A 19,400-nucleotide genomic window follows, 5' to 3' on the forward strand; every position below is an offset into this window, starting at 1 on the left:
ATGGAGGGCATGATCGAGGCACGGCGGCTCCACATCCTCCGTGCGGTGGCCGACCACCGCACGGTCACGGCGGCAGCCGCCGCGCTCTATCTCACCCCCTCGGCCGTCTCCCAGCAGCTCACGGCCCTGGAGCAGGAGACCGGCCACCGCCTGGTCGAGCGCAGCGCCAAAGGCGTACGGCTCACCGCCGCCGGCGAGATCCTGCTCAGCCACACCAACGCGGTCCTCGCCCAGCTGGAGCGGGCCGAGGCGGAGCTGGCCGCGTACGGCTCGGGCGAGGCGGGCACGGTCACCGTGGCCGCCTTCGCCACCGGCATCGCCCAGGTCGTGGCCCCGGCCGTGGCCCGGCTCGCCCACACAGCGCCCGGCATCCGTATCCGCGTCCAGGACGCCGAGGGCGACGAGAGCCTGCCCATGGTGCTGGACCGGCAGGTCGACGTCGCGGTCGCCGTGGAGTACCGGGGCGCCCCGCCCGCCGACGACCCCCGGCTCGCCCATGTCCCGCTCTACGCCGAGCCGTTCGACGCGGTCGTACCCGTCGGTCACCGGCTCGCCGACACCGCCGAGGTCCCCCTCGCCGAGCTGGCCAAGGACCCCTGGATCGGCCCGTACCCCGGCAACCCCTGCCACGAGGTGGTCGTCCTCGCCTGCGAGAACGCCGGCTTCCAGCCTCGTCTGGAGCACTCCTCCGACGACTTCCGCGCCGTCGTCGCCCTCGCCTCGGCCGACGCGGGCGTGGCCCTCGTACCGCGCTCCGCGCTGAACGGCATGGACCTCACCGGTGTGGTCGTGCGCCCCGTCGACGGCGTGGCCCCCACCCGCCGCGTCTTCGCCGCCGTACGGCGCGGAGCCGAGGGGCACCCGCTGATCCGGCCGGTGCTGGAGGCGCTGGCGAAGGCGGGGCAGGGGACGTGAGGCTTCCGTAACCCGCGCGTCTCATATCCGGGATAGCGTCCCGGATATGAGAAGCCCCGAGGATGCCCTCGACACCCGGATCGGCGCCCGGCTGACCGAACTGCGCACCCAGCACGGCTGGTCCCTGGGAGAGCTGGCCGAGCGAAGCGGAGTGAGCCGGTCGACCCTGTCGCGCGCCGAACGCGCGGAGACCAGTCCCACCGCCGCCCTGCTGAACCGCCTCTGCCATGTCTACGGCCGCACCATGTCACAGCTGCTCAGCGAGGTCGAGGCGGCACCCGCGCCGCTGGTGAGGGCCGCCGAGCAGCGGACATGGGAGGACCCCCACTCCGGTTTCGTCCGGAGGTCGGTGTCCCCGCCGCATGCCGGACTCCGCGGCGAACTGGTCGAGGGCCGCCTCGCGCCGGGCGCCGACATCTCCTACGACCGCCCGCCCGTGACCGGTCTGGAACAGCATCTGTGGGTGCTCGACGGCGCCCTGGAGGTGACCGACGGAGAACACGTCCATCACCTGGAGCCCGGAGACTGCCTGCGGATGCGCGTCTTCGGCCCGACCCGGTTCCGGTGCGCCGGCCCCGTCGAGGCGCGGTACGTGCTGGCGGTGGTGCGACCGTGAGGGTGGAGCGCTGGAGCGCGGCGCAAGTGCGGCAGCAGGCCGGTGAGTTGGGGGAGCTGCTGGCCGACATCGTGGCGGGCGGCGCCTCGGTCGGCTTTCTCGCTCCGCCGGCCCATGAGGAGGCCGCCGCCTGGTGGCGGGAGCGGGCGGAGGCGGCGGAGGCGGGCCGGCTCACCGTGTGGGCGGCCCTCGACGCCACCGGCCGACCGGCCGGCACCGTGAGCCTGGCCCACCCCGACAAGCCCAACAGCCGCCACCGCGCGGAACTCGTGAAACTGATGGTGCACCGCTCGGCACGCGGCCGGGGACTCGGCCGCCGGCTGCTCGACACCGCCGAGGCCGCCGCCGCTGCCTCCGGCATCACCCTGCTCCACCTCGACACCGAGACCGGCAGCCCCGCCGAGCACCTCTACCGCTCAGCCGGCTGGACCCGGGCCGGCGTCATCCCCGACTACGCGGCGAACCCCGCGGGCGAGCTGCGGCCGACGACGCTGTATTTCAAGCGGCTCGGAGGGTGACTGTCAGTGCCAGGGTCTACGGTGCGTTGCATGCCGGATGCCGAAGACGTACGCCGTATCGCCCTGTCCCTGCCGGACACCACGGAGAAGACCGCCTGGAGCATGCCCACGTTCCGGGTGGCCGGGAAGATGTTCGCGACCCTGCCCGAGGACGAGACGTCCATCGCCGTGCGCTGCCCCAAGGAGGAACGCGACGAACTGGTGCTGGCCGAGCCGGAGAAGTTCTGGATCGCCGATCACGAGGCCCAGTTCGCCTGGGTGCGGGCGAGACTCGGCGCGTTGGAGGACGAGGGCGAGCTGCGGGACATCCTCACCGACTCCTGGCGTCAGGCGGCCCCGCCCCGACTCCTCGACGCCCATCCCGAGTTGGGACTGCCGCCCGGGGAGTGAAAATACCCGTGCGCGCGAGCCGGGGCGTGGCATGATCCCGCGCGGCGCAGACGGGGCGCGACACCGCAGGGGGCGGCGGGGAGGGAGCATCCGCGATGACGGGTACGGACGCACGGCACGACATCAGCGCGAGGGGGGCGGGCCGGCCCGAGGCCGGCGCACAGACCGTCTGGTCGCGGGACTTCGCCCTGTTCTTCGTGGCCAGGGCCGTCGCCCGGCTCGGCGACACCATGCTGCCCGTGGCGCTCGCCGCCGGTCTGCTGGAGCACGGGTACGGCGCGGGCGCCGTCGGCCTCGCCATGGCCTCGACGGCGGCCGCGTTCGCCGGACTCGTCGTCTTCGGCGGGGTGATCGCCGACCGGTTCAGCACCCGCAGGCTGATGATCGGTGCCGACCTGGTCCGGCTCGTCACCCAGTCCCTCGCCGCCGGCCTGTTCTTCGCCGGGCACGTGGTGCTGTGGCAGGTCTGCGCGATCGGTGTCGTCAACGGCGTGGCGGGAGCGGTGTTCCAGCCGGGCGTGGCCAGTACGGTGCCCCGGCTGGCCGCCGACATCCAGGGCGCGAACGGCGCCATCCGGATCGCCGAGTCCGCCGCCCAGCTCGCCGGCCCGGCCGTCGCCGGCCTCCTCGTCGGCTTCGCCTCACCCGGCGGAGTGTTCGCCGCGCACGCCGCCACCTACGCGACGAGCGCCCTGTGCCTGCTGCTCCTGCGGCTGCCACCGCTGCCCGAGGGCGCCCGTGCCGCCACCGGTCGCGGGATGCGCGCCTTCCGGGCCGATCTGGTCCAGGGCTGGCGGGAGTTCCGGTCGCGGACCTGGCTGTGGGGCGTGATCGCCGTCTGGTGCCTGTACATGATCGCCGTGTGGGGCCCGACCGTGCCGCTCGTGGCCACGGAGGTCGTTCAGCAGCACGGTCCGCGAGCCTACGGCCTGGTCAACTCCGCCCTCGGCGCGGGCACGGTCGTCGGCGGCCTGCTCGCCCTCCGGCTGCGGCCCCGCCGGATGCTGCGTGCCGGCGCGCTCTCCCTGTTCGCCTTCTTCGGCTTTCCGGCGGCGGTCGGCGCGGGCCTCGGCGTGCCGGCGATGGCCGCCGGAGCGGCCGTGGCCGGCGCGGGGATGTCGTTCTGGGGAGTGATGTGGGCGACGAGCGTGCAGACCCAGGTCCCGCCCGACGTCCTCAACCGCATCCACGCCTACGACGTGGCGGGCTCCCTCGCCATGATGCCCGTGGGCCAGGCCCTCGCAGGCCCGGCGGCCGACGCGCTGGGCGCCGGTCACGTCCTGCTCATCGCCGCCGCGACCAGCCTGGCGGTGGCCGTGGCCCTGCTCGCTGTCCCGGCGATACGGGACCTGGTCCGGGCGGATGCACAGGCGCACTGAGCGCACAGGCCCGTGCGGATGCCCCGCGCTGGTGCCGGCCGCGGTCGGGTCGCTCGCCCGGTGCTTGCCGGGTGCCTTCCCCAGGGGGTGTCCCCGAGCGCCCACCGGTGCCGGCCCCGGCGGCACGACTGCCCGCAGCTACCCCGTGAAGCGTCCGAACCGTGCCCGCAGGCTCGCCGGATCCAGACCGTGCGTGGCCACGTGTTCCTCGATGGTCCCGTAACGGCGCAGTTCCCGGCGGCCCACGCCGAGGCCCAGCACCCGGTGCGGCACGTCGGACAGGGCCTCGCTCGCCGCCGTCGTGGAGGTGCCCGCGAGATACGGCTCGACCAGCACGACGTCGGTGCCGGCCGCCTCCGTGGCCCGGCGCAGCCCCGCCGCGTCGAAGGGCCGTACCGTCGTCGCGTACAGCACGGTCACGTCCAGGCCCTCCGTGGCGGCGAGGACCGGGTCCAGCATCGGGCCGACTGCGACGACCACGCCGCGGCGGCCCTCGCGGACCGTGACGAGGTGTTTGCCGCCGATCACCCGTCCCTGCCGGTTGGCCTGCACGGACAGCCGTACGTACACCTTGTCGTCGCCCGCGGCGACCGCGTGGCGCAGCAGGGTCTCGGCCTCGTCCGGATGCCCGGGCACATGCACGGTCCAGCCGTCCAGGGTGTCCAGCAGCGCCACGTCGCCCGGGGCCATGTGTGTGTAGCCGCCGGCCGGCCAGTCGAAGGAGGCGGCCGCACTCACCAGCACCGCCCCGGCGTCCTGATGCCCGAGATCCAGCTTGACCTGCTCGAACGGCCGCTCCACGAGGAAGCTGGCGAACGTGTGCACCACGGGCCGCAGCCCGGTCAGCGCCATCCCCGCCGCCGCCCCCACCAGCAGCTGCTCGCGGATGCCGACGTTGACGACACGGTCGGGATGCCGGACCATGGCCTCGCGGAAGCCGTCCTTGCCGATCTCGGCTAGGACCACCGCGACCCGCGGGTCCTCGTCCAGCAGCCGGGAGACGACGGGGGCCAAACGGTCACGCATGGTGTCCATGTAGGGTGCCCTTTCCGATGAGCGGGGAGAGTCAGGCGTTCTTCGGCTCGACGCGGGCCACGACCACGTGCGGCCGCCCGGGATGGGGCGCGGTAAACGCGGTGTACAGCGCCTCGTGATCGCGCCCGTCGACGGTCACCGCCGACCAGCCCGCCGCCGCGAACGGGGCGGCGATCCCGCCGGGCAGGGCGTGGCTGGCCGAGGAGTTGTCGACCACGATCGTGTGCAGGCGCTCCAGACGGGCCGGCCCGGCGAAGCCGATCGCCTCGTGGTTGCTGCCCTCGTCCAGCTCGGCGTCCCCGATCAGTACCCAGACCGCCGGGTCGTGCAGCCCCTGCGCCCGCAGCCCCAGCGCGCTGCCCACCGCGATCGGCAGCCCGTGCCCCAACGAGCCGCTGCCGATCTCGGCGCCCGGCACCAGCACCCGGTCCGGGTGGTGCCCGAGAGGCGAGTCGTACGACCCGAAGCCGGGCAGCCGGTCCACCGGCAGGAACCCCTTCGCGGCCAGCACCGCGTAGTACGCCATGGGGCCGTGCCCCTTGCTCAGCAGGAACCGGTCCCGGGCCGGATCGGCCAGCCGCTCCGGCGTCACCCGCAGCACCCGGTCGTAGAGCACCCACAACACGTCGAGAGTGGAGGTGGCCGCCGGTCCGTGCTTCTCGTCGCCGGTCATGAGACTCATCAGGCCGGGCAGGTTCTCGTACCCGTGGGTGCGGCTTTCGGCCGCCGTCGTCGTCATGCCGAAGATCGTGCAACCTCAACCAAACTTGAGGTCAACCGGGAAACGGGTGCGCGACCACCGAGCGGAGTGCGGTATTGTTTCCATGCGCGTTTCGACCGGGGAAACCCCAGGTCAAACGGCACCGGGACGTGGCGCAGCTTGGTAGCGCACTTGACTGGGGGTCAAGGGGTCGCAGGTTCAAATCCTGTCGTCCCGACTTGTGAAGACGCAGGTCGGAGGCTGTTTCGGGGAGACCCGGAACAGCCTCTTGTTCTTTCCCGGGGACCTGTGCTCTCGTCTGCGTGGGCCTGCCGGGCCTGTTCGCGCTCGCCCCCGTCGCGGTCTTCCCGAGCCCCGGACGCCGAGCCCGCACCCGCACCCGCGACGCAGCGTCCCACCCGGCCGCCCTGCGTGGACCGGTCGGGGACCACAGGGCTCGCGTTCCTGCGGCCCTGACTGCTGGACGTCAAGGGGGCGCAGGTCCCTGTCCGTCGTTCCGACGCGTGACGACGCGAACCCAGGGGGTGGCCGCCGGCCGTGCGGTGTTCCGGACCGGGGCCCGCGTTCAACCGGGGCGGGGCCGCAGTTGATCAGCACGGCGGAGGTGGCGGCCCGTCGGCCCGCTGGGGCACACTCCGGGAGAGCCGAGCCCCTGGCCCGCCCCGCCCCGCCGACGCGCCAGACCCACGGCTCGCGCTCCTGTCCAACGGTCGTCGATGACATGGATACCGGGCTTCCGCGGACGACACCCGCCACGTCGGCCGGCATCCGCGTGCGGCCATGCCGGCGCGTCGCGCACCGATTCGAAAGGGACCACCCGACGCATGAGTCAGAGCCGAGCACTTCCACTCGTGATCGAGTCGGACGGGAACGAGAGTCTCGCCGAGCGGGTCGAGGCGCAGCGGGACGAGCTGCGGGCCGCCCTGCTCGACCACGGGGCCCTGCTCCTGCGCGGCTTCTCGGTTCCGGACGTGACCGCCTTCGACTCCGTCGTCCGCGGGTTGTCGGGTGATCCGCTGACCTACACCGAGCGCTCCTCACCGCGCCATGCCATCCAGGGCCAGGTGTACACCTCCACCGACTACCCGCCGAACGAGGAGATCTTTCTCCACAACGAGAACTCCTACCAGCGGTCATGGCCCATGGCGCTGTACTTCTACTGCGTACAGCCCCCGCTGACACTGGGAGCGACCTCGCTGGCCGGCACCCGCGAGGTGCTCGCAGGGCTCGACGACTCGGTGCGCGAGGAATTCACCAGGCGGGGCTGGCAGGTGGTCCGCAACTTCCACCCCGGGATCGGCCTGTCCTGGCAACATGTGTTCAACACCGACGACCGCGCCGCCGTGGAGGCGTACTGCGCGTCGAACGACATCGGGGCGGCCTGGCTGCCGGGCGACGGCCTGCGCACCACGGCTGTCAGGCAGGCCGTGCACACCCACCCGGTGACCGGCGAGCAGGTCTGGTTCAACCATGCGGCGTTCTTCCACGTCACCACCCTGGACGAGGTGATCCGCGACGGGTTGCTGGAGATGTTCGACGAGCCGGACCTGCCGACGAACACCTACTTCGGCGACGGCGGCAGCATCCCCGACGACGTGATCGCCCACGTACGGGAGTGCTACCGGGGCGCCACCGCGCGCTTCGACTACCGACAGCACGATGTGCTGGTCATCGACAACATGCTGACCTCGCACGGCCGGGAGCCGTTCACCGGCCCGCGCCGCATCGCGGTCGCCATGGCCGAGCCCTTCCGCCCGTAGCGCGGAGACGTTCCGCGACGTCCGTCACGACACCGGTGCGCAGTGCTCCGCTGGGATCCCCCCGGTGTTCCGGTGCCGGCCAGTCCTTCCCCGCTTGCCCGGTGCGGTCCTCCGCTGCGCAGCCCGGGCCGCTACGACCGGTACGCGGGCACGCCCCTGTGGTGCGGCCCGCGCGGAGAGGAGAGCCCAGTGAACCTGACCCACGAGACCAGCGTGGTCCATCTGCTGCGCCGTCACGCGGCAGAGCGGGGAGACCGGACGGCCGTCACCTACGTCGCCGACCACGAGGCGCCCGACGGCGCCCAGAGCCTGACCTACGCCCAACTCGACGCGGAGGCCCGCCGGGTGGCCTCCTGGCTGCAGGAGCGATGTGCGCCCGGCGACCGGGCGATGCTGCTGCACCCGGCCGGGCTGCCCTTCGTCACCGCCTTCCTCGGCTGCCTGTACGCAGGGGTCGTCGCGGTCCCCTCGCCGATGCCGGGCCAGTTCCAGTACCAGCAGCGCCGGGTGACGAAGATCGCCGGCGACGCGGATCTGAGCGTGGCCCTCACCGACCTCGGCCAGCTGCACGAGGCGCAGCAGTGGGCCGCCGACAGCGGGCTCGAGCTGCCGGTCGCCGCCAGCGACGCCCCCGACTTCGGCGACGGCGCGAGCTGGCGCGACCACGGCGCGACCGTCCAGGACCTGGCGCTGCTGCAGTACACCTCCGGCTCGACCGGCGACCCCAAGGGCGTCATGGTCGACCACGCCAACCTGCTGCACAACGCGGCCAGTTTCGGTGCGGCCCTCGGCTTCGGCGAGGAGACCAACTTCGGTGGCTGGATCCCCCTCTACCACGACATGGGCCTGATGGCGCAGACGCTGCCCGGCCTCTTCCTCGGCAGCCGGGTCGTGCTGATGTCGCCGATGGCCTTCCTCAAACGTCCGCACCACTGGCTGAGGCTGATCGACCGCTACGACATCGGCCTCTCCGCGGCGCCCAACTTCGCCTACGAACTGTGCACCCGGCGGGTCACCGAGGAGCAGACAGCCGGACTCGACCTGTCCCGCTGGCGGTTCGCCTGCAACGGTTCCGAGCCGATCCAGGCCAGCACGCTGCGGGAGTTCGCCGAACGCTTCGCCCCGGCCGGCTTCCGGGCCGAGCACTTCGCCCCCTCCTACGGGATGGCCGAGGCCACCGTGTTCATCTCCGCCCGTGCGACACGGCCGCCGGTCTTCCGGGCCGTCGACGCGCAGGCGCTGGAGAAGCACCTCGTACAGGACCCCGAGCCGGGGGCCCCGGTGCGCGAACTCGTCGGCTGCGGCGATGTACCGGACTTCGACGTGCGCATCGTCGACGAGCAGGGAACCGTGCTGCCCGACGGCACGACCGGCGAGATCTGGCTGCGCGGACCGAGTGCCGCCAGGGGCTACTGGCACCGCCCGGACGCGACCGAGCAGATCTTCCACGCCCGTACCGCCGACGGCGACGGACCCTATCTGCGCACCGGCGACCTCGGCGCGCTCGTCGACGGCGAGATCTATGTCACCGGCCGCACCAAGGACCTGCTCATCGTGCACGGCCGCAACCTCTACCCGCACGACATCGAACACGAACTCCGGTTGCAGCACCGGCAGTTGGCGTCCCTGGCCGGTACCGCCTTCACCGTGCCCGTGCCGCAGGAGGAGGTCGTGGTGGTGCACGAGGTCCGCGGCCGGTTCACCGAGGAGCAGTTGCGCGAGCTCGCCGTCGCCATGCGCGCCACCGTGCACCGCGAGTTCGGCGTGCACGCCGCGGGCATCGTGCTGCTGCGGCCCGGCGCCGTGCGCAAGACCACCAGCGGCAAGGTTCAACGCGGCGAGATGCGCGGCCTGTTCCTGGCGGGGGACCTTTCGCCGCTGTACGCGGACCTGGCCCCCGGCGTCAGCGCGGCCCTGGCGGGAGCGGCCGGGTGAGCGCGCACGTGCCGCAGTGGCCCGTCGGCGTTTCCGCGCGGCTGGCCGAGGCGATGGACGTGGCGGCCGCGGCGGGCGGCCCGTTCAGCGGGCGGCGCACCGCGCAGCTGGATGCCGCGGAGGCGTTCCCCGACCAGGAGTGTGCCCTGCTGGACGCGGCCGGCTTCCCCCGCGCCTACGTACCGGCCCGGCTCGGCGGAGCCCCCGGGGGCCTGCCCGAACTGGTCGACGCCCTGCGTGTGGTGGCCGCCCGCGACCTCACTGCCGCCGTGGCCCATGGCAAGACCTTCCTCGGTTCCGTGTCGACCTGGATCGCCGGGACCGAGGAGCAGCAGCGGGCCCTTGCCGCCCTGGTGCTCGACGAGCACGCGGTGGTCGCCTGGGGCCTGACCGAGCCGGGCATCGGCAGCGACCTGCTGGCCGGCAACCTGACCGCGACGCCCGCACCGGGCGGCGGATGGCGGCTCACCGGCGAGAAGTGGCCGATCAACAACGCCACCCGGGGCCGGTTTCTCTGCGTCCTCGCGCGTACCGGCCCGGACGGCGGACCGCGCGGCTTCAGTCTCTTCCTGGTCGACAAGTCCACTCTTCCGGCGGGTGCCTGGCAGCCCCTGCCCAAGGAGCCCACCCACGGCATCCGCGGCGCGGACATCAGCGGGATCCGTCTGAACGACGCGCCCGTCCCTGCCGACGCTTTGATCGGCAGGACCGGCGACGGCCTGGGCATCGTCCTCAGCGCGCTGCAGCTCACCCGCACCATGTGCGTGGCGCTCTCCCTGGGCGCCGGCGAGCACGCGCTGCGCCTGGCCACCGAGTTCGCCGCCGGGCGCGCCCTGTACGGCACCCGGCTGCTGCTTCTGCCGCTGGCCCGGCGCACGCTGGGCCGGGCCGCCGCCTCACTGGCCCTCGCCGACGCCGCGACCCTGCTGGCGGCGCGCTGCGCCCAAGGGCTCACCGGCGAGATGAGCACCGTCTCGGCCGCGGTCAAGGCCGGGGTGCCCTGGATCGTCCAGCAGGCCGTCGACGACCTCGCCGAAGTCATGGGTGCCCGAGGCTTCCTGACGGACCAGCACGCGGACGGCGCCTTCCAGAAGCTGGAACGCGACCATCGGATCGTGGCTGTCTTCGACGGCAGCACGGCGGTCAACCGCTCACTGCTCATCGCCCAGTTCCCCCTGCTGGCCAGGATGATCCGCACCGGCGCCCACGACGCGGCCGGCCTCGCCGCGGTCACCGGGAAGACCCCGCTGCCCGATCTCGACTTCCGGACCCTGCGCCTGGTGAGCCGCACGGGCTGCAGCATTGTGCAGGCGGTGCCGGACGTCGCCGGGCGGATCGCCGCGCCGGCCGCGGCCGGCTCCCTGCCGGAGCGCGCCGGCGAACTGGCCACCGCGCTTTCGGCGCAGACGCGGGCGCTCGCGGACGCGATGGCCGAACTGCCGCCGAGCGCGGGGAACGCTCCGGCCGCGGCCTTCGCCGTCGCTCGGCGCTTCGAGCTGTGCTTCGCCGGCGGCGCCGCCCTCCACCTGCTCGCCTCTCCAGGCGGCCGGGAGCGCGCGGTGACCCTGACCGCTGCCCTCGAGCGGTGCCTGGAGCTGCTGGTGCCCGGCCACCGTCCGCCTTCCGACGCCTACGAGCCCCTCGTCCCGCCACTCGCGCACTCCGTGGAGGAACCGGTCCGATGACCCTCGTCGACCCTGCGGGGAGCCCCCTCCCCGCAGCCGCCGCCCCGAGCGACCGGCTGGAGGCCCTGTTCGGCGACGCCGGTGACCCCGCCAACCCGGTCGGCCGCACCGCGGTGCTCGCCGCCGACGCCCAGGACACCCCGCTCGCGGCCGGCGAGGAGATGCTCACCGCCTTCGGCCTGAATGCCCACTTCGTCCCGCAGGCCCTGGGCGGCCGCTTCACCGGGCCGGAGGAGCTCATAGCCGTCATGCGTGCCGTCTACCGGCGCGACCCCTGCCTGGGCCTCGGCTACGGCGTCGGCTCCTTCATGGCCGCCGTCAACGTCTGGACCGCGGGCAGCGCCGAGCAGCAGGCGCGGCTCGCCGGGCACCTGCTCTCCGGCGATCGGGTGGCCTGCGGCTACCACGAACTGGCCCACGGCAACGACTTCGCCCGCGCCGAGGTCTCCGCGCTGCCCGGTCCGGACGGGCGGCTGCTCCTCAACGGCCGCAAGGAGGTGGTGGCCAACATCGCCCGGGCCGAGGCCATCGTGCTCTTCGCCCGCACCAGCGACGCCCCCGGCAGCCGCAGTCACTCACAGCTGCTGCTGGAGACCGACCGGCTGCCCCCCGAGACCGTCACCCGGCTGCCTCGCTTCGGCACTGCCGGAATGCGGGGAGTGCCGCTCGGCGGTATCGAGTTCACCGACTGTCCCGTCCCGGCCGAAGCCGTGGTCGGTACTGGCGGCCACGGACTGGAGACCGCCCAGCGCTCCTTCCAGATCACCCGGATCGCCCTGCCCGGCATGACCGCCGGCCTGCTTGACACCGCGCTGCGCACCGCCCTGCGCGGCGCCCTCGGCCGCCGGCTGTACGGCGGGAGCGCCGCCGACCTGGCCCTGTCCCGGACGGTGCTCGCCGAAGCCTTCGCCGACCTGCTGCTGGCGGACGCGTTCGTCACGGTGGCCGCCCGCGCCGCGCACACCGCCCCCGCCCAGTGCTCCGTCTACGCCTCGGCGGTCAAACTCCTCGTCCCCGCACTGCTGATGGCGGCCGTACGTCGGCTCGGCGACCTGCTCGGCTCGCAGTTCTACCTGCGCGACGCGGAGCAGCCGCTGTTCCAGAAGCTGCAGCGTGACGTGCTGCCCTCGGCGTTCGGCCACGCCTCGCGGGTGTCCTGCCAGTCCGCGCTGCTGCCTCAACTGCCGCTGACCGCCCGACGGACCTGGAGCAAGGAGGACGGCCCGGCCCTGCCCGCAGCCACCTTCCGGCCCGGGGAGGCCCTGCCGCCGATGGACTTCGGCGCTCTGGCCATCACCGCCGGCGGACGCGATCCGCTCTCCCGCACCCTCCTCCAGGGAGCCGAGCGGCGCACCGGCGAGGACCGGGCGATCGCCGTACAGGCTGCGGAGTACGCCGCCGAGGTGCGGGCGCTGTCCGCCGAGGCCGCGCTGCTCACCCCCGACCAGCTGGGCCCCGCAGCAGCGCCCGAGGCCTTCGACCTGACAACCCGGTGGGCGTCGGCGCTCGCCGCGGCGGCCTGCCTGGGCCTGTGGTGGGAGAGGCCGCAGGACGGGCAGGGCCTGGGCGCCGAGCCCGCCTGGGTCCTGGCCGCGCTGCACCGGCTGGGCGCCCACGCCGGGCGCCACCACGAGCCACTGCCCGAGCCGCTCACCGAGCGCCTGTACGCGGAGCTCCTCCGGCGCCACGACGCCGGCCTCACGTTCGACCACGCATCCCGCCCCACCGGCGCGTGATCCGGTCGGATCCGCGACCCCACACACACGACACGACGACTCTCACAACCGACAACCAGGGAGATTCCATGGCCGAGACCACCGACCACGCGGACGCCGTCGACACGGAAGACATCCGTCAGTGGCTGCGCGGCTGCGTGGCCGCGAGCGTCCGGGTCCCCGCAGAGAACATCGACTTCGAGGCTCCGCTGTCCGAATACGGCCTCGACTCGGTGTATGTGCTCGGCCTGTGCGCCGACATCGAGGACCGCTACGGCATCGAGGTCGAGCCCACCCTGCTCTGGGACCACCCCGCCATCGGCCCGCTCGCGGACGCCCTCACCCCGCTGATCGCCGACCGCTAGGCGCACGACGGACGAAGGGCCGCCGGTTCTGCCGGCGGCCCTTCGTCCGTCGTGTCACTCCATGGGCCGGGTCAGGCCGTGGTCAGCCTGACCGGGAGACGCTCGGGGCCGTTGACGACGATCGAGTCCAACAGCGTGGGCTCGCCGGCCGCCTCCACCCGCACCGACCGGTCGAGCAATTCGCCGTACAGCAGCCGAAGTTCCACCTTGGCCAGCACGCTGCCCAGGCAGAAGTGCTCGCCGAACCCGAGGGCAAGGTGCCGGTTGGGCTTGCGGGTGACGGTGAAGGTGTCGGGGTCGTCGAAGACCGTCTCGTCGCGGTTGGCCGACGGCAGCCAGAAGACGACCCGGTCACCCGCCTCGATCGACTTGCCGTGGATCTCGGTGGTCCGGGTGGCCGTCCGCATGATGTGCGTGGCGGTCGAGGTCCAGCGCAGGACCTCCTCGACCGCGGACGGCAGCAGCTCCCTGTCCTCGACCAGCTTGCGCCACTGCTCGGGGTGTTCGAGGAAGGCCAGCATGCCCCCGGCCGCGGAGATCCGGGTGTTCTCGGTGCCGCCGACCAGCAGGTTGTCGCAGTTGAGGATGACGTCCTCCGCACCGAGCCGCTCACCGTCCACGGTGGCCGTCGCCAGCACGCTCACCAGGTCGTCCGTCGGCCGCCGCGCCTTCTCGGCCTGCAGCGTCTCGAAGTACCCGAGGATGTTCAGATGGGCGAAGCGGCGGTCCAGCGGGTCGCCGGCCGCGAAGGCCTGGCTGGTCAGGTCGTAGAGGTACTCCCAGTCGGACTCCGGCACCCCCATCATCTTGCAGATCACATAGAGCGGAACGCGAGCGGCGACGTCCGCCACGAAGTCGCAACCGCCCTGCTGAAGTGCCTTGTCGACGATTACCTTGGTGATGCCCGCCATCTCCGCCTCGAGCGAGCGCACCGACCGCACCGAGAACCACTCGTCCACCAGGCCGCGCAGCCGGCGGTGGCGGGGCGCGTCGGTGAGGGCCAGGGTACGGCCGCCGCCGGGGTCGGTACCGTGCTCGGCCGGCCGGAGCAGGATTCCCTGGGCCGAGCTGAAGGTCTCCGCGTCCCGGTAGGCGGTGCGCACGTCCTCGTAGCGGGTCAGCGCCCAGAAGCCGGGCAGGTCCGTGGCGGGGTGCCAGTACACCGGATCGTTGGCCCGGAGCCAGCGCCACTGCACAAAGGGATCGCCGTGCGAATACAGTGCGGGGTCCACCAGATTGATCGGCGGGGCCGTTTCGGCCGGCGCATTGTGCATGGAATGCCTCACAGGTTCGTCGGAATTCGAGACCGAAATATCATGCATGTGGTCCAGGGGCTGGCGGAATGCCGTCCGATCTCTCGGCCGAAGCACGCGGAAGTGCCTTCCTGCGACCTGTCAACCGTGTTCGGGCCGTACGTGGGGGCCGTGTTCAACCGGCGCGGCGGCGCAGTTGAACGTCCTTGCCCGGACCTGCCATGTCACGTGCTTGGCAGGGCCGTTCGGACGGTCCCGGCTCATTGATCGCATCAGCGTCCCTGAGCCATAGTGGATCACGTCCCGGGCGGTGGAGAGAGCGTGCCGGGGGAAGCGTGTTCGGCGTCGAGGACGCCTTTTGCGGCAGAGGTCCGCATTCGCGATTCCATCGGGACGCCGAGTATTCAGTTCCGGCTGGCCCGCCTCATGACTGCATCGCAGGGTGTCGGTCGAACCGGCGTACTGCTTGAGGTTTGTGCTTTCGCCTGCCGGCCGATAAGTCGAACCGAATGGAGTGCGCGGGAATGGCTACGTCTGAGGGTGGACTCCGGGAGTTGATGGCCGGTCAGCTCGCGATCTGGTACAGCCATCAGCTCGCGCCCGAGAACCCGTACTTCAACGGCGGCGAGTACCTGGAGCTCGACGGAGCCGTGGATCTCGGCGTCCTGGTACAGGCTTCGCGGCGCCTGATGGAGGAGGCGGACGCCGTTCGGCTGCGGATCCGCGAGGTCGACGGACAGCCGCAGCAGTACTTCCACGAGGTGGCGGACTACCCGGTGGACGTCGTCGACGTCAGCGGCGAGGCCGACCCGCGTGCGGCCGCCGAGCGGCTGATGTGGGAGGACATCCGCCAGGAGCGGGGGGCGGCCGACCGCGCCCTCTACCGCATCAGGATCTTCACGGCCGGCCCCCGGCTGACCCTGTGGTACCAGCGCGCCTACCACGTCATCCTGGACGGCCGTAGCATCGGCCTGATCGTCGGCCGGCTCTCGCAGATCTACAACGCCCTGCTGAACGGCGGCTCGGTGGACGAGGCCGCCCTCCCGTCCAGCACCGTGCTCATGGAGGCGGAACGCGACTACCGGGCTTCCGCCGACTACGAGGCGGACCGGGAGTACTGGCAAGGCGTCCTGGCCGGGCTGCCGGAGGCCGAGGGCCTCGGCGGGAGCTACGCGGGGCGGGCCCAGCGGGCCCCCGTCCGGTTCATGAAGGACGTCGACGACTCGGTCGGCGCCACCCTGAAGGCGGCGGCCCGCGGGCTGGGCACCAACTTCGCCGGACTCATGATCAGCGCCGCCGTGCTCTACCAGCACCACCTCACCGGCCGGCGGGACGTGGTCGTCGGTGTGCCGGTCAGCGGTCGCGTCGGAACACGTGATCTCGCGATTCCGCTCATGACCAACAACGTCCTGCCCATCCGGGTGGAGATCACCCCGGACACGACCGTCTCTGACCTCGTGCGGCGTACGACCCGCGCGGTGTTCCAGGGCCTGCGCCACCAGCGCTACCGCTACGAGGAGATGCTCCACGACGCGGCGCTCGGCGAGGGCGACCTGTGGGACCTGATGATCAACGTGATGTCCTTCGACATCTACGCACTGCCGTTCGGGGACTGCACCGTCACCGCGCACAACCTGGCCAGCGGGCCGGTCGACGGCACCCGGATCGACGTCTACGACCGGTCCGGACTGGAGATCGCCGTCGACGTCAACCCCGACGCGGCCGGGCTCGCGCCGGGGGACGAGGTGTACCGCCGCTTCCTCGCCCTGGCGACCTGGCTCGTCTCCGCCGGGGCCGACGAACGCGTCAGCCGCTCCGTCCTGCTGGACGCGGACGAGCGCCGGCGGGTGCTCGTCGAGTGGAACGACACCGCAGCCGACTTCGGTCCGAGCCTGGTGCCGGAGCTGTTCGCGGCGCAGGCCGCCCGCACGCCGGACGCCGTGGCGGTGGTCGCGGACGGCGCGGAGGTGTCGTACGCCGAACTGGACGCCCGCGCGAACCGCCTGGCGCACCTCCTGCTCGACGAGGGGGCCGCCGCGGAGTCCGTGGTGGGCGTCTGCCTGCCGCGGGGCGTGGACGCGGTCGTGGCGATCCTCGCGGCGTGGAAGGCAGGAGCCTGCTACCTGCCGATCGACCCGGAGTACCCGGCGGAGCGCATCGCCCATCTGCTGGCCGACAGCGCCGCGGCCGTCACACTCACGGACGCGACGGCACGGCTCGGCGAACTTCCGGGCGTCCGGGGCATCGTGGCGCTGGACAGCGCACCGGTGGCCGCACGGCTGGCCGCCCTGCCCGCGACGGCGCCCGAGGAACCCCTGACGGCGGACGGCCTGGCCTACGTGATCTACACGTCGGGATCGACGGGCCGCCCGAAGGGTGTGGCCGTCACACACGCCGGGCTGGCGAACTACGCCCAGTGGGCGACCCGTTCGTACGGCACGGAGGGCGGTGCGCCGCTGCACTCCTCGCTCGCCTTCGACCTGACGGTGACCAGCGTCGTCATACCGCTGATATCCGGAGCGCCTGTCGTGGTGAGCCGCGAGGGCGGTGCCGAGGGACTCGCGGACGTACTGCGGACAGGCGGGAACTTCGGTCTGGTGAAGGCCGTCCCCGCACATCTGCCCATGCTTTCCGCGACACTGACGGGCACTCAGGTCGAGACCGCGGCGGCCACCTGGGTGGTCGGCGGCGAGGCCCTGCCCGGTCCCGTGGTGCGGGACTGGCTGGAGCGGGCTCCGGAGTCCGTGGTGGTGAACGAGTACGGACCGACCGAAGCTGTCGTCGGCTGCTCCGTGTTCGAGGTCCGGGCCGGACAGCGGCTCGGCGATTCGGTGCCGATCGGCCGGCCGATCGCCAACATGCGGCTCTACGTTCTCGACGACTGCCTGCGGCCGGTGGTGCCCGGTGTCGCCGGCGAGCTCTACATCGCGGGTGTGCAGCTGGCGCGCGGCTATGTGCAGCGTCCGGGGCTGACGGCGGAGCGGTTCGTGGCGAACCCCTTCGAGACGGGCGCGCGGATGTACCGCACCGGCGACGTCGTACGTCGGACGCGTGAGGACGAGCTGGAGTACCTGGGTCGTGCCGACGAGCAGGTGAAGATCCGCGGATACCGGATCGAGCCGGGCGAGGTCGAGGCCGTCCTCACCACCCATCCGCTCGTCGCCCGGGCCGCGGTGATCGCCCGCGAGGACACACCCGGCGACGTGCAGCTCGTCGGGTATGTGGTGCCCGAGGGCGCGGCCGAGAACCTGGCCGAGCAGGTCCGGTCGTTCGCGGCCGGGCAGCTGCCCGAGCACATGGTCCCGACCGCCGTCGTCGTCCTCGACGCCCTGCCGCTGGCCATGAGCGGCAAGCTGGACCGCAAGGCCCTGCCCGCTCCCGACTTCGGTGCCCGGGCCGGAACCGGCCGTGCCCCGGCCAACGCGCGCGAGGAGATCCTCTGTGCCGCGTTCGCGGAGGTCCTCGGTCTGCAGCGGGTCGGTGTCGACGACAACTTCTTCCAGCTCGGCGGCCAGTCCCTGATGGCGATCCGCCTGGTGGGGAAGATCCGCAAGCTCGGCGTGTCCGTCTCGGTGCGGGCGTTCTTCGAATCCCCGACGCCGGCCGGCCTCGCCCGCTCCGTGGGCGCCGGGGAGGTCGCCGTGCCGGCCAACCTGATCCCCGCCGACGCGGTCGAGATCACCCCGGAGATGCTGCCGCTCGTCGACCTCACGGCCGACGAGGTGGCGCGCGTGGTGGCCACCGTCGAGGGCGGCGCGCCGAACATCGCCGATGTCTACCCGCTGGCTCCGCTGCAGGAAGGCCTGCTGTTCCACCACCTCATGGCCGACGGGGACGACGACACCTATCTGGCCTCGTTCGTGCTCGAATTCGACTCCCGAGGGCGGCTCGACGCCTTCGCCGGTGCGCTGCAGCAGGTGCTGGACCGGCACGACATCTTCCGCACGGCGATCGTCTGGGAAGGGCTGCCGGAACCCGTCCAGGTGGTGTGGCGGCGCGCCGAGCTGCCGGTGACCGAGGTGTCCCTCGCCCCGCAGCCCACCGACCCCGTGGCCGAACTGGCGGCGGCGGTCGACCGCACGGTGGACCTCACCCGCGCCCCGCTGCTCGGACTTCACACGGCGGAGACCGCGGACGGCCGCCGACTGGCCCTGCTGCGGCTGCACCACCTGGTCCAGGACCACACCACGGTCGAGGTGCTGCTCGCCGAGATCCAGGCGATCATGCAGGGGCGGGGCACCGAGCTGCCGCAGCCGCTGCCCTTCCGCGACGTCGTTGTGCAGGCCCGGGCCGGCCTCGACGGCGGAGCGCACGAACGCTTCTTCTCCGAGCTGCTGGGAGATGTCACCGAACCGACCGCGCCGTTCGGGCTGTTCGAGACGCGCGGCCCCGGGACGGAGACGGTCGAGGCCGAGACCCGGATCGCCTCCGACCTGGAGCGCAAGCTCCGCCGGGTGGCCCGTAAGGTCGGCGCCAGCCCCGCGACGCTGATGCATGTCGCCTGGGCACGGGTGCTCGCGGCGGTGAGCGGCCACGACGACGTGGTCTTCGGCACGGCGCTGTTCGGCCGGATGAACGCCGACGCCGAGGCGGACCGGCAGCTCGGTCCCTTCATGAACCTGCTGCCGGTGCGCGTCAAGACCGGAGACCTGGGTGTGCTCGCCGCCGTCGGCGCGGTGCGGAGCCAGCTGGCCGCACTGCTCGAACACGAGCACGCACCGCTCGCCGTCGCGCAGAACGCCAGCGGCGTGGACGGCGAGAGCCCCCTGTTCGCCTCCATGTTCAACTTTCGGCACAACGACCGCTCCGTCAGCAAGAGCGGCGCCCTCTTCGACGGCGTCGAACTGCGCTACTACCGCGAGTACACCAACTACCCGCTCGCGGTGAACGTCGACGACGACGATGACGCCATGCGGGTGACCGTCGACGTGGCGCCTTCCGTGGACCCGCGGCTCGTCATCTCCCTGCTGTGCACGACGACGTGGAACCTGCTGGTCGCCCTGGAGCGTGCCGCCGCGGGCGGCTCGGAGATCGCGTTGGGTGCGGTCGGGGTGCTGGATGCGGGTGAGCGTCGTCGGGTGTTGGTGGAGTGGAACGAGACGGCGGTGGGGGT

Annotated in this window: 14 protein-coding genes and 1 tRNA gene; 12 read left to right on the forward strand and 3 right to left on the reverse strand. The window is 72.5% G+C overall.

Annotation, left to right across the window (positions count from 1 at the left end; translation table 11 throughout):
* Positions 1 to 9: 9 nt before the first annotated feature.
* The 5 genes from AB0L59_RS32735 (at position 10) to AB0L59_RS32755 (ending at position 3,818) form a co-directional block, all read left to right on the forward strand.
* Positions 10 to 915, forward strand: coding sequence for a LysR family transcriptional regulator (locus tag AB0L59_RS32735; protein WP_365590266.1), 906 nt, complete (start codon positions 10 to 12; stop codon positions 913 to 915).
* 46 nt (positions 916 to 961) lie between these two features.
* Positions 962 to 1,531: a helix-turn-helix domain-containing protein gene (locus tag AB0L59_RS32740; protein ID WP_365590267.1), complete on the forward strand. Its 570-nt coding sequence runs from the start codon at positions 962 to 964 to the stop codon at positions 1,529 to 1,531.
* 2 nt (positions 1,532 to 1,533) lie between these two features.
* Entirely contained in the window at positions 1,534 to 2,049 is a 516-nt protein-coding gene (locus AB0L59_RS32745; protein ID WP_365590285.1) for a GNAT family N-acetyltransferase, read from the forward strand.
* A gap of 30 nt (positions 2,050 to 2,079) precedes the next feature.
* Positions 2,080 to 2,439 (forward strand): MmcQ/YjbR family DNA-binding protein, encoded by a 360-nt coding sequence (locus AB0L59_RS32750; protein WP_365590268.1) that lies wholly within the window; start codon positions 2,080 to 2,082, stop codon positions 2,437 to 2,439.
* A gap of 95 nt (positions 2,440 to 2,534) precedes the next feature.
* Positions 2,535 to 3,818, forward strand: a complete 1,284-nt coding sequence (locus AB0L59_RS32755; RefSeq protein WP_365590269.1) for an MFS transporter — start codon at positions 2,535 to 2,537, stop codon at positions 3,816 to 3,818.
* Positions 3,819 to 3,956: 138 nt separating this feature from the next.
* Here AB0L59_RS32755 and AB0L59_RS32760 read toward each other — a convergent pair whose 3' ends face one another.
* Positions 3,957 to 4,853: a transketolase C-terminal domain-containing protein gene (locus tag AB0L59_RS32760; RefSeq protein WP_365590270.1), complete on the reverse strand. Its 897-nt coding sequence runs from the start codon at positions 4,851 to 4,853 to the stop codon at positions 3,957 to 3,959.
* A 31-nt stretch (positions 4,854 to 4,884) separates the two neighbouring features.
* On the reverse strand, positions 4,885 to 5,592 hold the full coding sequence (locus AB0L59_RS32765; RefSeq protein ID WP_365590271.1) for a transketolase: 708 nt from the start codon (positions 5,590 to 5,592) through the stop codon (positions 4,885 to 4,887).
* Between the two features lie 125 nt (positions 5,593 to 5,717).
* Between AB0L59_RS32765 and AB0L59_RS32770 the strand changes: the two genes are divergently transcribed.
* The 6 genes from AB0L59_RS32770 (at position 5,718) to AB0L59_RS32795 (ending at position 13,034) form a co-directional block, all read left to right on the forward strand.
* Positions 5,718 to 5,791 (forward strand) — tRNA-Pro (locus AB0L59_RS32770).
* A 607-nt stretch (positions 5,792 to 6,398) separates the two neighbouring features.
* A complete protein-coding gene (locus AB0L59_RS32775) occupies positions 6,399 to 7,334 on the forward strand; it encodes a TauD/TfdA family dioxygenase (RefSeq protein WP_365590272.1) in 936 nt (311 codons plus the stop codon).
* Between the two features lie 189 nt (positions 7,335 to 7,523).
* Complete coding sequence (locus AB0L59_RS32780) at positions 7,524 to 9,269, forward strand: fatty acyl-AMP ligase (RefSeq protein WP_365590273.1); 1,746 nt, start codon at positions 7,524 to 7,526, stop codon at positions 9,267 to 9,269.
* Complete coding sequence (locus AB0L59_RS32785; protein WP_365590274.1) at positions 9,266 to 10,954, forward strand: acyl-CoA dehydrogenase family protein; 1,689 nt, start codon at positions 9,266 to 9,268, stop codon at positions 10,952 to 10,954. Before AB0L59_RS32780 ends, AB0L59_RS32785 begins: the two co-directional genes overlap by 4 nt.
* Positions 10,951 to 12,690, forward strand: coding sequence for an acyl-CoA dehydrogenase family protein (locus AB0L59_RS32790; RefSeq protein WP_365590275.1), 1,740 nt, complete (start codon positions 10,951 to 10,953; stop codon positions 12,688 to 12,690). The genes AB0L59_RS32785 and AB0L59_RS32790 overlap by 4 nt, the downstream gene beginning before the upstream one ends.
* A 68-nt stretch (positions 12,691 to 12,758) precedes the next feature.
* Positions 12,759 to 13,034, forward strand: coding sequence for an acyl carrier protein (locus AB0L59_RS32795; protein ID WP_365590276.1), 276 nt, complete (start codon positions 12,759 to 12,761; stop codon positions 13,032 to 13,034).
* Between the two features lie 71 nt (positions 13,035 to 13,105).
* On the opposite strand, the gene AB0L59_RS32800 is transcribed toward AB0L59_RS32795, so the two are convergent.
* Positions 13,106 to 14,266: a cytochrome P450 gene (locus AB0L59_RS32800; RefSeq protein WP_365590277.1), complete on the reverse strand. Its 1,161-nt coding sequence runs from the start codon at positions 14,264 to 14,266 to the stop codon at positions 13,106 to 13,108.
* A gap of 545 nt (positions 14,267 to 14,811) precedes the next feature.
* On the opposite strand from AB0L59_RS32800, the gene AB0L59_RS32805 reads away from it, so the two are divergent.
* The coding region (locus AB0L59_RS32805) for an amino acid adenylation domain-containing protein (RefSeq protein ID WP_365590278.1) at positions 14,812 to 19,400 on the forward strand (4,589 nt) is incomplete at its 3' end.

Source organism: Streptomyces sp. NPDC052109 (assembly GCF_040680195.1).
Lineage (GTDB): Bacteria > Actinomycetota > Actinomycetes > Streptomycetales > Streptomycetaceae > Streptomyces.